Below are 14,242 nucleotides of genomic sequence, written 5' to 3' on the forward strand. Positions count from 1 at the left end.
CCGGCCCGGCCGGCAATCAGGACCGGAACGGTCTGTTTTGAAGCGGAACCCGCCACAACACGCAGATCAAGCCGCCCGCCAGCTCCGCCACAGCGCGGCCAGCGGGGGCAACGCGGTGATGTCGCCCAATCGGGCAAGGCGTCGCAGGCGGCCGGCGGTCAGGGCATCGTGGATGCGGCGCGGACGCGTTCCGGCGCGGGTGGCGGGCTGCGCGGCGAGCGCGCCGGCCCATTCGCGGGCGCGGCCGGCGGTGCCGTCGTCCTCGCGATGCCACAGCGCATGCGCAGCGAGGATCGAGAACGCATCGCCCTGCCCGGCCTGTCCTGCGAACAGCACCGCTTCGCAGGCGGCGATCGCGTCGGCGAACGGCTTCAGCGCAGCGCGCGCGTCGTTCGGCGATGCCCAGGCGCGCAGCGGTTCGCGGACAGACGCCAGCGCGGCAAGCGCCTCGGCCAACGCGGGCCACGGCGCCGGCTGCTTCTGCAGCAAGCGGCCCAGCGGATGCCGGCGCAGGCCCTTCGACCAGCCGCGCAGTTCCTCCTGCCACCAGCCGAGCTTGGCCGTGCCGGGCGTCGGGTCCTCGCCCGCCCAGGCGGCGTCGGTCCATTCCTGGAGCAGCGCGAACCAGGCTTCGACCAGCGGGCGCTGCGGCTCGGGCACGAACACCTGGGCGATGCGCCATTCCGGCCAGCGCCCGCGCCACTTGTCGAGGAAGTCGTCGAGATCGGTCGTGTCGGTCATGCGGGGAGCGCGGCTGGCGCCAGCGGCCAGGCGGTCGGATCGAGCAGCGTCTTCGGGTCTTCGATCATCACGTCGCCGTTCCACGCAACCGGATCGTCCTCGGCGAGGCGATAGCCCCACAGCGCCACGATCGACGGCATGCCGGCCGCGCGCGCGGCGACGATGTCGCGCTCGTCGTCACCGACGTAGACGATCGATTCCGGCGCGATGCCGATGACCTCGGCCGAATGCAGCAGCGGCAGCGGATGCGGCTTGCGCTCGTCCAGCGAATCGCCGCCGATCAGCACGCCACAGCGATCGGCCCAGCCGAGCATCGGGATCAGCGGCTCGGCGAGGTAATAAGGCTTGTTGGTGACGATGCCCCAGCGCACGCCGTCGGCTTCCAGCGCGTCGAGCATCTCGGCGATGCCGTCGAACAGCGTGCAGTGCTTGCCGAGTTCACGCTCGTAGGTGTCCAGGAAAGGCTTCACCATCGATTCGCGCGTCGCTTCGTCGAAATGGCCCCAGGTGGCGCGGATCATCGCCCGCGCGCCCTTGGACACGTGCGGACGCAGGTCGGCCAGCGGCATCGGCGATTCGCCGCGCTCGGCGCGCATCAGGTTGATCGCCGCGACCATGTCCGGCGCGCTGTCGAGCAGGGTGCCGTCGAGGTCGAAGAGCACGCCACGGGGAAAACGGGTCTGGGTCAAGCGAGTTGCCTCATGGTGGGTGTAGAGCGGAGCTTGCTCCGCTCAATGCACAGGATCTTCATTCGCAGCGGAGCAAGCTCCGCTCTACAAGAGCACACGGCAGGTTCACGGCTTCAGCGCGCAGGCCAGGTAGTTCACGTCGGTCCGCTTTCCGACGCGCGCGCTGTGGCGCAGCGGGTCGTAGTACAGGCCGCTGACGTCCTCCAGCAAGAAGCCGGCCTCGCGCAGCCACGCGCCGAGTTCCGACGGCCTGATGAAGTCACGGTACTGGTGCGTGCCCTTGGGCAGCATGCGCGCGATGTACTCGGCGCCGACGATCGCCAGCGCGAACGCGGCGGGCGTGCGGTTGAGCGTGGACACGAACAGGCGTCCGCCGGGCTTGAGCAGGGTCGCGCAGGCGGCGATGATCGAACCGGGATCGGGCACGTGCTCCAGCATTTCCATGCATGTCACCACGTCGAAAGTGCCGGGCGCTTCGGCCGCGAGCGCTTCGACCGGGGACAGCCGGTAATCGACCTTCACGCCCGATTCGAGCCCGTGCAGCCTCGCGACCTTGATCAGGTCAGGCGCCAGGTCGATCGCGGTCACCTCCGCGCCCTCGCGCGCCAGCGCCTCGCTGAGCAGGCCCGCGCCGCAGCCCACGTCGAGCGCGCGCACGCCGCGCAGCGGCACGCGGTCGCGCACGTAGCCGAGCCGCGCGGGATTGAGCGCATGCAGCGGCTTCTGCGGGCCTTCCGGGTCCCACCAGCGGTTGGCCAGCGCGTTGAACTTGTCGAGTTCGACCTGACTGAAGTTGTCGGTGTGTGTTGCGGTCGTCATGCGATCACCGTTGCGTTTTGATTCTTGTCACCCCGAGCGCAGCGAGGGATGACAGGACTAATGCGAAATCCCGCCGATCCGATCCCGCCACTGCTTCGCATTGGCGAGGATCGCGTCGAGATCCATGTCGACGAGGAGGCGCTCGCGCAGCTTCGGCTTGCCGGCGATCCACACGTCGGTGACCTGATAGCGGCCGGTGGCGTAGACCAGCTGCGACAGCACGTGATGCAGCGGCTGGGTTTCCAGCGCGGCGAGATCGACGACGACGAGGTCGGCCTGCTTGCCGGCTTCGATCGAGCCGATGCGGTCATCGAGACCCATCGCCTTCGCGCCGCCCAGCGTCGCGGCGCGCAGCGCGCTGAAGGCATCCAGCGCGGCGGCATCCTCGGCCACGGCCTTGGCCAGCAACGCGGCGGTGCGCGTCTCGCCGAACATGTCGAGGTCGTTGTTGCTGGCGCAGCCATCGGTGCCGATCGCAACGTTGACGCCGGCTTTCTGCAGCTTGCCGACCGGGCAGAAGCCCGAGGCGAGCTTGAGGTTGGATTCGGGGCAATGCGCCACGCTGACGCCACGCTCCGCGCACAGTGCGATCTCGGCGTCGGTGAGCTGGGTCATGTGCACCGCGATCAGGCGGTCGTTGACCAGACCGAGGCGGTCGAGGCGCGCGAGCGGGCGCTGGCCATGTTTCTTCTGAGATTCGGCGACTTCCTGCGCAGTCTCGTGGGTGTGCAGATGGACCGGGATGTCGAGCTGGTCGGCGAGCATGCGGATGCGCTCGAAGCTGGCATCAGACACCGTGTACGGCGCGTGCGGCGCGAAGGTCGTCGACACCAGCGCGTCGTGGCGCCACTGATCGAACACCTCGCAGGCGCGGTCGAAATATTCGTCGTCGCTTTTCGCCCAGGCGGTCGGGAAATCGATCACCGGCAGGCCGACGCGGGCGCGGAAACCGAAGCGCCGGTAGGTCGCCGCCTGCACGTCGGGGAAGAAGTAGTTCTCGTTGCAGCAGGTGGTGCCGCCGCGCAGCATCTCGGCGATGGCCAGGGTGACGCCGTCGGCGACGTACTCGGGGCCCATGATCGCGCCCTCGACCGGCCAGATATGCTCCTGCAGCCAGCGCATCAGCGGCATGTCGTCGGCGACGCCGCGCATCAGGGTCATCGGGTTGTGGGTGTGGGCATTGACCAGGCCGGGGATGAGCGCGCCATCCGGCCGGGACACGGTTTCCTTCGGCGCGAACCGGGCGCGGGCCTCGGCGATCGGCAGCACGGCGACGATCACGTCGTCGCGGATCGCCACCGCGTGGTCCTGGAGCACGACCCCGGGGCGGTCCATCGGGACCACGTGGCCGGCCTCGATCAGCAGGTGGCAGGGTTCGGGGATGGTGGAATCGGTGGGCCGGGCCGTCCCGGTCATGGTCTCGTCGGTCATGGCGACATTGTCGCATTCCCGGCGGGCCGGTGGGTTTCAGGCCGGGGGCGGTGGATCGCCCGGCACCCGATCCCGGCCGCAGGCGACGCAGAGCTTGGCCCGGGGCGTGCGCAGGGGTTTGCCGCAGTGGGTGCAGGGTGGGCCGTAGTCCGCGATGCGGTGGTGCCAGATGGCTTCTGGCTTCGGGGACACGGATCCGGTAAGCGACTGGTACATCTCGGAAGCTGCCCAGTACATCCGTGGAATCGGCACGTCGGAAAGCGCGACGCCATGCTGCTGGCGGTACCGCTGAATGTTCTCGATGGCGCCATCGAGTAACGGCGCCAATTGCGCCCATTCCGCCTCGTCGAGCATCGGCAGCACCATGTCGCAGCGCCAGCAGTAGAGGTTCCGGGGCATAAGGCCTCCTGATCGAAGGTCGATTGCAGGAGCGACGCGAGTCGCGACGATTGCTCGACAAGAAACAAAGCTCGCGGCTGAAGCCGCTCCTACAAGAACAGCAAAAGCAGAAGCCCGCCTTGTGGCGGGCTTCCTGAGAGCTGGACCCTCGCCTTCGCGAGGGTGATTGATTCATCACGAGGTCCGCTGCGCGGACCTCTATGAATCAATCACTTCACGCGCGAGACGTATTCGCCGGAGCGGGTGTCGACCTTGATGGTCTCTTCCTGGGCCACGAACAGCGGCACGCGGACCACGGCGCCGGTTTCGAGGGTGGCGGGCTTGCCGCCGGTGCCGGCGGTGTCGCCCTTCACGCCGGGGTCGGTCTCGACGATCTTCAGTTCCACGAAGTTCGGCGGCTGGACGTTGATCGGGCTGCCGTTCCACAGAGTGACCACGCAGGCTTCCTCGCCCTTGAGCCACTTCTCGGCGCCGCCCATGCCGGCCTTGTCGGCCTGCACCTGCTCGAACGACTCCTGGTTCATGAAGTGCCAGTACTCGCCGTCGCTGTAGAGGTACTGCATGTCGGTGTCGACGACGTCGGCCACTTCGAGCGAGTCGGTCGCCTTCATCGTCAGTTCGACCACGCGGCCGGACTTGATGTTGCGGTACTTGATGCGGGTGAAGGCCTGGCCCTTGCCCGGCTTGACGTATTCGGTTTCGGTGATGACGCAGGGGTCGTTGTTGACCAGGATCTTCTGTCCGGTCTTGACGTCGTTCATGCCCAGGCTGGCCATGGGGTGCTCCTGATGAGGGTCTTCTGAGGGTCCGCCCGGAGCGGAAAGGCCACCGGACGCTAGACTATGGGGCTTGGCCCCGGGAACGCCGGTGCGTCCCAACGAACGGCCCGACTGAACTCCCTATGATACCCGCAGCCCCCCTCCCGACGCAGCCCGCCCCCGCGAACGGGGCCGACTGGAAGCGCCTGTGGCGCGACGCCGTCCGCGATCCGGCCGAACTCCTGGCCCTCCTCGGCCTGGACGGCCGGGTTCCCGGGGTCTCCGCCGGGGCCGCCGACCAGTTCGCCCTGCGCGTGCCGCGCGGCTTCGTGGCCCGGATGCGCCACGGCGACCCCCACGACCCCCTGCTCCGCCAGGTGCTGCCGCTGGACGAGGAACTGCGGCCGATGCCCGGCTTCGGCCTGGACGCCGTCGGCGACGGCGCCGCGAAGGCCGGCCGGGGGGTGATCCACAAGTACCGGGGGCGGGCGCTGCTGATCGCCACCGGCAGCTGCGCGGTGAACTGCCGCTACTGCTTCCGCCGCCACTTCCCCTACGGCGAGGAAACCGCCGCCGCCGGGCAGTGGGCCGAGGCGGTCGAGGCGATCCGCGCCGACGCCAGCCTGGACGAGGTCATCCTCTCCGGTGGCGACCCGCTGTCGCTGTCGAACGACAAGGTGGCCGAACTGACCGATCGGCTGGCCGGCATCCCGCACCTGCGTCGCCTGCGCATCCACACCCGCCTGCCGGTGGTCCTGCCCGAACGCGTCGACGCCGGCCTGGCCGCCTGGCTGTGCGCCCTGCCCTGGCCGGTGGTCGTGGTCCTGCACGCGAACCATGCCAACGAATTCGACGCCTCGGTCGACGCCGCCCTCGCCCGCCTGCGCGCCGCCGGCGCGACCCTGCTCAACCAGGCCGTGCTGCTGCGAGGGGTCAACGACAGCGTCGACGCCCTCGCTGCGCTGTCCGAACGCGGCTTCGCCGCCGGCGTGCTGCCCTACTACCTGCACCAGCTCGACCGGGTGCAGGGCGCCGCGCATTTCGAAGTGCCGGACGACGAGGCCCTCCACCTGCATGCAGCGTTAATGGGCCGCGTGTCAGGCTATCTGGTCCCGAAGCTGGTCCGCGAAGTGGCCGGCGACCCGGGCAAGCGACCGTTGTCGGGGACCCCGCCGTTGCCGCAAGCTTAGAGACCGACGCTGCGGCCATGGGGGGATGTCCGTCGGCGCCGGGGACTTCCGTCCCATCCGCTGTCGCTGCATCCGTTCCACCACCTTTGCCTTCCTTGCCCCTCCGGAGATTTCCGCATGTCGAAACGCCAGGACCCCGCACTGCGTCTGATGCTGGTCGATGACAGTGCCGAGGAGGCGGAAGGCATCGTGAGCGGGCTGCGCAACGCCGGCATCGCCGTGCGGCCGGTCAGGCCGCTGAACAAGGAGGAGCTTGGCGCGGCCCTGATGGGCCAACCGGTCGACCTGATCCTGGCCGGCCACCCCTGCCAGTCGGTGCCGCTGAAGGATGTGGAGCAGCAGGTCACCGCGAGCGGCAAGGACATCCCGCTGGTGGCGGTAGTCGAACAGGTCGACACCGACAGCTTCTCCGAACTGCTCGACGGCATCGTCCGCGCCCTTGCGCTGCGCCACAAGCCGCCGCAGATCCTGGCCACGGTCCGCCGCGAATGGGCCGACCTGGAGGCCCGCCGCGCCCAGCGCCGGCTCGAAACCCAGGTGCGCGAGACCGAGCGCCGTTGCGACTCGCTGATCGAATCCTCGCGCGAACCGATCGCCTATGTGCACGAAGGCATGCACATCCGCGCCAACAGCGCCTACCTCGAAATGTTCGGCTACGACTCCTTCGAGGACATCGAGGGCATGTCCCTGCTCGACCTCGTCGCACCCAGGCATGTCGACGGCTTCAAGCAGCTGCTCAAGAGCATGAGCAAGGGCGAATCGCCGCCGGCGCGCTACGAGCTGGAAGCGCGCGACATCGAAGGCAACGCCTTCCCCGCGGTCATGGAATTCACCCTGGCCCAGTACGAAGGCGAGCCCTGCCAGCAGGTGATCTTCCGCCGCCAGGAAGCCGCGGTGGATCCGGAACTGGCGCGCAAGGTGGAGGAACTGCGCCAGCTCGACCAGGCCACCGGCCTGCTCAATCGCCCGACCTTCCTGCATGCGCTGGAGGATGCCGTGTCGGATGCCGCGCAGAACGGCACCCAGCACGGCCTGCTGATGGTCGAACCGGACCACTACCAGCGCCTGCTCAACGAGATCGGCCTGCACTCGGCCGACACCATCATGGCCGCCATCGCCGAACGCCTGCGCAGCGAGATCGGCGACGCCGCGATCGCCGCGCGCTTCTCGGAGCACACCCTCGCCGTGCTGGTCCGCAACAGCGATCATGCCGCGACCGAAACCCTCGCGACGCGGATCTGCAACACTTTCGCCGCCGAGGTGTTCGCCATCGGCGAACGCTCGGGCGTGATCACCGCCAGCATCGGCGGCGTGCAGATCAGCCAGAAGAACGCCAGCGTCAGCCAGATCCTCGCCAAGGCCACCACCGGCGTGCAGTCGGCGGCCGGCGTCGGCGGCAACCGCTTCGAGCTCTTCGACCCCAACGCGATGGACCGCGCCGAAGCCGAACGCATCCAGGCCTGGGTGCAGCGCCTGCGCGACGCGCTCGACCACAAGCGCTTCGTCCTGCACTTCCAGCCGGTCATCAACTTGCAGGGCGACAACCACCCGGTGTACGACACCTTCCTGCGCCTGGACGGCGGCGACGGCGAACTGGTCTCGCCCACCGCCTTCATCCAGATCGCCGAAGAGCACGGCATGCTGGAGGAGATCGACCGTTACGTGGTCGCGCGCGCGATCGAGCTGATCGCCCAGCGCGAGCACGCCGGCAAGCCGGTGACCCTGCTGGTGAAGGTCTCGCAGGCCTCGCTGCAGAACGACGCGCTGACCACGCTGATCGGCGAACAGCTGGCGATGCGCGGCGCCTCCGGCGAATACCTCGCGCTGCAGCTGCAGGAAGCCAAGGTGTTCACCCACCTGCACGCCGTGCAGCAGTTCGCCGCGACCATCAACGGCTTCGGCTGCCGCCTCGGCCTGGAACAGTTCGGCGCGGGCCTCGATTCGTTCCAGCTGCTCACCCACGTGCAGCCGCAGCTGGTCAAGATCGACCGCAGCTTTATCGAGGACATCCCGAAGAACAACGAGAGCCAGCAGCGCGTGCGCGAGATCGCGCAGAAGGCGCGCGACCTGGACATCCTCACCATCGCCGAGTTCGTGCAGGACGCGGCGAGCATGTCGATCCTGTTCTCGGCGGGCGTGGATTACGTCGAAGGCCACTTCCTGGCCACGGCCGGACCCGAGATGAACTACGACTTCGAGTAAGCGCCGTTCGTATCGCGTACAAACAAGAAGCCCGCCTTCCGGCGGGCTTCTTCGTTTCCGGGATGGAAACAAATCAGAACATCTGCTGCGGCACGCCCTGCGGTGCGCCTTCCAGCCGGCGCAGGGCCTCGATGCGCTCTTCCAGCGGCGGGTGGCTGAGGAACAGCTTGCGCAGGCCGTGGCCGACGCCACCGGAAATCCCGAACGCCTGCACCTGCTTGGGCAGCGTGCTCGCGCCGTAGGTGTGCGACAGGCGCTGCAGCGCGGCGATCATCTTGCCGCGACCGGCCAGGCGGGCGCCGCCGGCATCGGCGCGGAACTCGCGCCAGCGCGAGAACCACATCGCGATCATGCTCGCGAACAGGCCGAACACGAGTTCCAGGACGAACACCGTGACGAAGTAGCCGATGCCGACGCTGCCCTCCTCGCGGTCGGGATTGAGGAAGCCGTCGACCACGCGGCCGACGATGCGGGCCAGGATGATGACGAAGGTGTTCAGCACGCCCTGGATCAGGGCCATGGTCACCATGTCGCCGTTCGCGACGTGGCTGACTTCATGAGCCAGCACCGCTTCGGCTTCGTCCCGGTCCATCGCACGCAACAGGCCTGTGGACACCGCGACCAGCGCGTTGTTGCGGTTGGCGCCGGTGGCGAAGGCATTGATCTCCGGCGCCTCGTAGATGGCGACCTCGGGCATGCCGATGCCGGCGGCCTGCGCCTGGCGTTCGACGGTCGAGAGCAGCCAGCGCTCGACTTCGTTGCGCGGCTGGGTAATGACGTAGGCGCCGGTGGTCTTCTTCGCGATCCACTTGGACATCAGCAGCGAGATGATCGAGCCACCGAAACCGAGGATGACGGCCATGACCAGCAGCCCGCCGTTGGTGCGCGGGTCGATGCCGAACACGGACATGACCACGCTGAGCAGCAGCAGGACGGCGAGATTGGTGGCGAGGAACAGGGCGATGCGCTTGAACATGACGGAACCCGATGATGGATCGCGCCCGGACGGCGCGGCTTGGCAAGTAAGCTATGGCAGGGCCCGTCGCTTTCAAGACATCGACGCGATCGCGCCAAAATCCGCAGACGGACCATTCAGCCCGCAGATATCTCGATGACAGCGCCCGCGATCCATTACAGAGGCCGCTTCGCCCCCTCGCCGACCGGCCCGCTGCACCTGGGCTCGCTGGTCGCCGCCCTGGGCAGCTGGCTGATGGCCCGCCACGCCGGCGGCGAATGGTGGATCCGCATCGAAGACCTGGACCCGCCCCGCGAGGTCCCGGGCGCGGCGGACGCGCAGGTGCGCACGCTGTCGGGCTTCGGGCTGGTGTCCGACGCGCCGATCGTGCGCCAGAGCGACCGCCACGCACTGTACGAGGCCGCGCTGGCGCGCCTGCTCGATGCCGGACTCGCCTTCGCCTGCCACTGCAGCCGCACCGACCTGGCCGAGACGGGCGGCATCCATCGCGCCTGCCGGCCGGGCCGGCATCGCGACACGCCGGCGATCCGCCTGCGCGTGCCCGACGACGCCCGGGTCGGGTTCGAGGACGCGATCCAGGGCCGGTTCGAGCAGGACGTGGCGCGCGAGGTCGGCGACGTGGTGCTGCGTCGCGCCGACGGCTACTGGGCCTACCAGCTTGCGGTGGTAGTGGACGACGCCGACCAGGGCATCACCGATGTGGTGCGCGGCGCCGACCTGCTGGACTCCACGCCGCGGCAGATCCTGCTGCAGCGTGCGCTGGGCCTGCCCACGCCGCGCTACGCGCACCTGCCGCTGGTCTTGGACGAGGCCGGGCACAAGCTCTCGAAGTCATTGGCCGCACTGCCGGTCGATGCGGACGACCCGATGCCTGCGCTGCGCCTCGCGTGGTCCGCGCTCGGGCAGCCCGCGGGCGCGCTGCGCGGTATCGACGGGATCGACAGGGTGCTTGCGCACGCCGTCGCGGAATTCGAACCGGGCTTGATCCAGCGCAAGCCGAACGCGGTCGCCGCACTGCACAATTGCGCTGCAACACAACGTGCATAGAATCGACTCGAACAGGTCGCCGGATCGTCATCGACACGCGGCGCCTGCCCTTCACCGGACGGAGAACCCTACATGACTTCACGCGTCGCACTCGTCACCGGCGGCACCGGCGGCATCGGCACCGCCATCTGCAAGCGCTTGGCCGACATGGGCCACAAGGTCGCCACCAACTACCGCAACGAGGAAAAGGCGAAGGCGTGGCAGGCCCAGCTCAAGTCGCAGGGCTACGACATCGCGCTGGCGAAGGGCGACGTGACCTCGGCCGAGGAAGCCGAGGCGATGGTGCGCGAAGTCGAGCGCACGCTCGGCCCGGTGGAGATCCTGGTCAACAACGCCGGCATCACCCGCGACGGCACCTTCCACAAGATGAGCGCCCAGCAGTGGCAGGACGTGATCAACACCAACCTCAACTCGGTGTTCAACGTCACCCGACCGGTCATCGAGGGCATGCGCGACCGCAAGTGGGGCCGCGTCATCCAGATCAGCTCGATCAACGGTCTGAAGGGCCAGTATGGCCAGGCCAACTACGCCGCCGCGAAGGCCGGCATGCACGGCTTCACCATTTCGCTGGCCCGCGAGAACGCCAAGCTCGGCGTCACCGTCAACACCATCTCGCCCGGTTACATCGCCACCGACATGGTCATGGCCGTGCCGGAGGAAGTCCGCGCCAAGATCGTGGCCGACATCCCGACCGGCCGCCTCGGCACCCCGGAAGAGATCGCCTACGGCGTGGCCTTCCTCGCCGCCGAGGAAGCCGGCTGGATCACCGGCTCGAACCTCGACATCAACGGCGGCCACCACATGGGCTGGTGACAGGCCGCCTCGAACCGCCAGGCCTCTGCGCCGGGCGGGGTCGGCGCACAGGCACTTTTCGACGACACGGCCCGGCCATGCGCCGGGCCGTGTCCTGTCCGGCGCAATTTCCGCGATATCAATCACTTGGCTTTCGTGTGGCGATCACAACATGGGCCGCCGAACGGCGCCCTCTGGCCGACGAGTTGCAAGTGGCCATCGGCTGGGCCATGCTCAGCCGACATAACTCCAATTAGAGCAAGGGCTCCATGGCAGCTTCGCGGATCATCAAGAAATACCCGAACCGCCGCCTTTACGACACCAAGATCTCCAGCTACATCACGATCGAAGACGTACGCCAGCTGATCGTCGATGGCGAGGATTTCGAGGTTCGCGATGCAAAATCGGGGGAAGACCTGACGCGTCAGGTCCTGTTGCAGATCATCGCCGAGCACAAGCAGGACGGCGAACCCATGCTGTCGACCCAGCTCCTGAGCCAGATCATCCGTTTCTACGGGGATTCGCTGCAGGGCTTCATGGGCAACTATCTCGAACGCTCGATGCAGGTGTTCCTGGACCAGCAGCAGCAGTTCCGCCAGCAGATGGGCGGACTCATCGGCCAGACGCCCTGGACGATGATGAACCAGCTGACCGAGCGCAACCTCGAGATGTGGCGCGAGTTCCAGCACAACCTTACCGGCGGCGGCCTCGGCCGCAGCCCGACGACCCGCCCCCGCGACAAGACCGGTACCGGCGGGCAGGACGACTGAGCTTTCCATTTCACGATGCCGCGCGGCCCGTCCGCGCGGCATTGTCGTGCATGGCGCCCGCCAGGCCGGATCCGTCCGGCGAGGGCGCGGACGCAGGGGAATCGACATGAACCAACGCATCGCCGTCGTCACCGGCGGCATCGGCGGGCTGGGCACCGCCATCTGCATTGCCCTGGCGCAGGCCGGGCGCCGCGTCATCGCCGCCGACCTCGGCGCGCGCACCGAACGCATCGCCGAGTTCCAGCGCGAGACCGCAGGGCTGGACATCCGTTTCGAGCCGGTCGACGTCACCGATTTCGAGTCATGCGGCGCGCTCGCGCGCAGGATCGAAGCCGAGCACGGATCGATCGACATCCTCGTCAATGCCGCCGGCATCACCCGCGACACCACGCTGCGCAAGATGGAACCGTCGCAGTGGGACGCGGTGATGCGGGTGAACCTCGACAGCGTGTTCAACCTCTGCCGGCACATCATCGACGGCATGACCACGCGCGGCTTCGGGCGCATCGTCAACATCAGCTCCGTGAACGGCCAGACCGGCCAGTTCGGCCAGGCCAACTACTCCGCCGCGAAGGCGGGCATGCACGGTTTCACGATGGCACTGGCCCGCGAGGTCGCGCGCAAGGGCGTGACCGTGAATTCGGTGTCGCCCGGCTACTGCGAGACCGCGATGGTGATGGCCATTCCCGAGGACATCCGCGCCGGCATCGTCGACAAGGTGCCGGTGGGCCGCCTGGGCAAGCCGTCGGAAATCGCGCGTACCGTCGAGTTCCTCACCGCCGACGACGCAGGCTTCATCACCGGCGCCAACATCCCGGTCAATGGCGGACTGTTCATCGGCTTCTGAACCGACGATCATTCCGCGATCGCTCTTCCTTTCGTTCTTCGCACGCACCAGGGTCGCCCGCATGAAACTCACGCCCCCCAGCTTCCCGTCCTGGCTGTTCGCCGTGCTGTTCGGCGCTGCAGGCATCGCCGGCAAGTACGGCTTCTTCGCCGCCGCCGCACCGCACGCCTTCGTGCTGGTGATGATCGCCTTCCTGATCCTGCTCGCCGCGACCCTGTTCGCGGGGCTGTGAGCCGCACGCTGTCATCCCGAGCAACGCGAGGGACCTGCTGTTCGTCGTTCGACGTTTGAAAGCAGGTCCCTCGCGTTGCTCGGGATGACAGGTTTCTTTTCCGTTACATCGGCACCGGCGTGAGCTTCACCAGACGTCCGCCGGCGCCATCTTCCAGAATCCAGATCGCACCGTCCGGCCCCTGCTCCACTTCGCGGATGCGGCGGCCCATGGCGTAGCGGCCCGCTTCGCGCGCGGTGTTGCCGTCGAAGCGCACGCGGATCAGCGCCTGCGAGGCGAGTCCGCCGATGAAGCCGTCGCCCCGGAAATAGGGGAACAGGTTGCCCGAGTAGATGATGAAACCCGCGGGCGCGATGGTCGTCCGCCAGGCCACTTCCGGTGCGTTGAGATCCGGGCGCGTAACGTGGTCGGGGATGTCGACGCCGTCGTAGTGGTTGCCGTCGGACACCACCGGCCAGCCGTAGTTGGTGCCGCGCTCGATCAGGTTGAGCTCGTCGCCGCCGGCCGGGCCCATCTCGTGCACCCACAGCTTGCCCGCGCCGTCGAAGGCGATGCCCAGCATGTTGCGATGGCCCAGCGTCCAGGTCTGCGCGGGCACGCCGCCCTGCGCGAAGAACGGGTTGTCGCTCGGCGTGCTGCCGTCGTCGTTGAGACGCACCAGCTTGCCGAGGCTGCTGGCCATGTCCTGCGCCGGCGTCATCTTCTGGCGATCGCTGGAGGTGATCCACAGCTTGCCGTCGGCGCCAAAGACGATGCGGTGGCCGTAGTGGCCCTCGCCGGTGACCTTGGGTGTCTGTCGCCAGATCACCTGCGGCGTGCCCAGGCTGCCACCGCCGTTCGCGTCCAGGGTGAGCTGCGCGCGCACCACGGTCGCGCCACGCGTGCTGTTCGGGCCCGCCTCGGCATAGCTGAGGTAGACGTAGCGGTTGCTCGCGAACTGCGGATGCAGCACGACGTCGCCGAAACCGCCCTGCCCGCCGTACTGCACGGTCGGCGCGCCGGTGATCGTGCCGGCAGTCTTCGTTGCCGGGTCGAACAGGCGCAGCTGGCCCTGCTTCTCGGTCACCAGCAGGCGACCATCGGGCAGGAAGGTCATCGCCCACGGCTCGCTGAAGGTCGCGAACGGGGTGCTGACGAACGGCTGGCTCGGCACCGCCTGGGGCCGGTTCGGGCCGCCTGTGATGCGCGGCTTGTCGGCGGCGGGCGCGGTCGGTGCAGGCGCGGTGGTCTGCGGACGGGTCTTGTCGGGACGGCGCTTGTCGGTCGTGAGCTTGGCGCCGTCGGCACCGACGGTGCCGCTGCAGGCGATCAGCACGAAGGACACGGACAGGACGAGGGCACGGGGAATG

At 68.2% G+C, this 14,242-nt stretch carries 15 protein-coding genes; 7 read left to right on the forward strand and 8 right to left on the reverse strand.

Features of this window, described 5'->3' with window-relative positions; all coding sequences use genetic code 11:
• Positions 1 to 66: 66 nt before the first annotated feature.
• From ACFQ0E_RS17025 to efp, 6 genes are all read right to left on the reverse strand, one after another.
• Positions 67 to 741, reverse strand: a complete 675-nt coding sequence (locus tag ACFQ0E_RS17025; protein WP_386825888.1) for a phytoene/squalene synthase family protein — start codon at positions 739 to 741, stop codon at positions 67 to 69.
• Entirely contained in the window at positions 738 to 1,430 is a 693-nt protein-coding gene (gph, locus tag ACFQ0E_RS17030) for a phosphoglycolate phosphatase (protein ID WP_386825889.1), read from the reverse strand. Before gph ends, ACFQ0E_RS17025 begins: the two co-directional genes overlap by 4 nt.
• Positions 1,431 to 1,535: 105 nt before the next feature.
• Complete coding sequence (ubiG, locus tag ACFQ0E_RS17035) at positions 1,536 to 2,249, reverse strand: bifunctional 2-polyprenyl-6-hydroxyphenol methylase/3-demethylubiquinol 3-O-methyltransferase UbiG (protein WP_386825891.1); 714 nt, start codon at positions 2,247 to 2,249, stop codon at positions 1,536 to 1,538.
• 57 nt (positions 2,250 to 2,306) lie between these two features.
• Positions 2,307 to 3,665 carry a TRZ/ATZ family hydrolase gene (locus tag ACFQ0E_RS17040; RefSeq protein WP_386826256.1) on the reverse strand — a complete coding sequence of 453 codons (1,359 nt, stop codon included), beginning with the start codon at positions 3,663 to 3,665 and terminating at the stop codon, positions 2,307 to 2,309.
• A gap of 51 nt (positions 3,666 to 3,716) precedes the next feature.
• Complete coding sequence (locus tag ACFQ0E_RS17045) at positions 3,717 to 4,079, reverse strand: hypothetical protein (RefSeq protein WP_386825893.1); 363 nt, start codon at positions 4,077 to 4,079, stop codon at positions 3,717 to 3,719.
• A gap of 209 nt (positions 4,080 to 4,288) precedes the next feature.
• Complete coding sequence (gene efp, locus ACFQ0E_RS17050; protein WP_386825895.1) at positions 4,289 to 4,855, reverse strand: elongation factor P; 567 nt, start codon at positions 4,853 to 4,855, stop codon at positions 4,289 to 4,291.
• 125 nt (positions 4,856 to 4,980) lie between these two features.
• On the opposite strand from efp, the gene epmB reads away from it, so the two are divergent.
• Both epmB and ACFQ0E_RS17060 read left to right on the forward strand, forming a co-directional pair.
• Positions 4,981 to 6,027: an EF-P beta-lysylation protein EpmB gene (gene epmB / locus ACFQ0E_RS17055; RefSeq protein ID WP_386825896.1), complete on the forward strand. Its 1,047-nt coding sequence runs from the start codon at positions 4,981 to 4,983 to the stop codon at positions 6,025 to 6,027.
• Positions 6,028 to 6,144: 117 nt separating this feature from the next.
• Positions 6,145 to 8,229 (forward strand): EAL domain-containing response regulator, encoded by a 2,085-nt coding sequence (locus ACFQ0E_RS17060; protein ID WP_386825898.1) that lies wholly within the window; start codon positions 6,145 to 6,147, stop codon positions 8,227 to 8,229.
• A 73-nt stretch (positions 8,230 to 8,302) separates the two neighbouring features.
• Here the strand turns inward: ACFQ0E_RS17060 and htpX are convergent, their stop codons facing one another.
• Positions 8,303 to 9,205: a protease HtpX gene (gene htpX / locus ACFQ0E_RS17065; protein ID WP_386825900.1), complete on the reverse strand. Its 903-nt coding sequence runs from the start codon at positions 9,203 to 9,205 to the stop codon at positions 8,303 to 8,305.
• Between the two features lie 135 nt (positions 9,206 to 9,340).
• On the opposite strand from htpX, the gene gluQRS reads away from it, so the two are divergent.
• From gluQRS to ACFQ0E_RS17090, 5 genes are all read left to right on the forward strand, one after another.
• On the forward strand, positions 9,341 to 10,252 hold the full coding sequence (gene gluQRS / locus ACFQ0E_RS17070) for a tRNA glutamyl-Q(34) synthetase GluQRS (protein WP_386825902.1): 912 nt from the start codon (positions 9,341 to 9,343) through the stop codon (positions 10,250 to 10,252).
• 72 nt (positions 10,253 to 10,324) lie between these two features.
• Positions 10,325 to 11,065: a beta-ketoacyl-ACP reductase gene (phbB, locus tag ACFQ0E_RS17075; RefSeq protein WP_386825904.1), complete on the forward strand. Its 741-nt coding sequence runs from the start codon at positions 10,325 to 10,327 to the stop codon at positions 11,063 to 11,065.
• 248 nt (positions 11,066 to 11,313) lie between these two features.
• A complete protein-coding gene (gene phaR, locus ACFQ0E_RS17080) occupies positions 11,314 to 11,814 on the forward strand; it encodes a polyhydroxyalkanoate synthesis repressor PhaR (RefSeq protein ID WP_386825906.1) in 501 nt (166 codons plus the stop codon).
• A 106-nt stretch (positions 11,815 to 11,920) separates the two neighbouring features.
• Complete coding sequence (phbB, locus tag ACFQ0E_RS17085; RefSeq protein WP_386825908.1) at positions 11,921 to 12,661, forward strand: acetoacetyl-CoA reductase; 741 nt, start codon at positions 11,921 to 11,923, stop codon at positions 12,659 to 12,661.
• Between the two features lie 61 nt (positions 12,662 to 12,722).
• Complete coding sequence (locus ACFQ0E_RS17090; protein ID WP_171008453.1) at positions 12,723 to 12,893, forward strand: hypothetical protein; 171 nt, start codon at positions 12,723 to 12,725, stop codon at positions 12,891 to 12,893.
• Positions 12,894 to 12,996: 103 nt separating this feature from the next.
• Here ACFQ0E_RS17090 and ACFQ0E_RS17095 read toward each other — a convergent pair whose 3' ends face one another.
• A complete protein-coding gene (locus ACFQ0E_RS17095; protein WP_386826258.1) occupies positions 12,997 to 14,223 on the reverse strand; it encodes a PQQ-dependent sugar dehydrogenase in 1,227 nt (408 codons plus the stop codon).
• Between the last annotated feature and the right edge of the window lie 19 nt (positions 14,224 to 14,242).

This window comes from Lysobacter brunescens (assembly GCF_042677005.1).
Lineage (GTDB): Bacteria > Pseudomonadota > Gammaproteobacteria > Xanthomonadales > Xanthomonadaceae > Lysobacter_I > Lysobacter_I brunescens.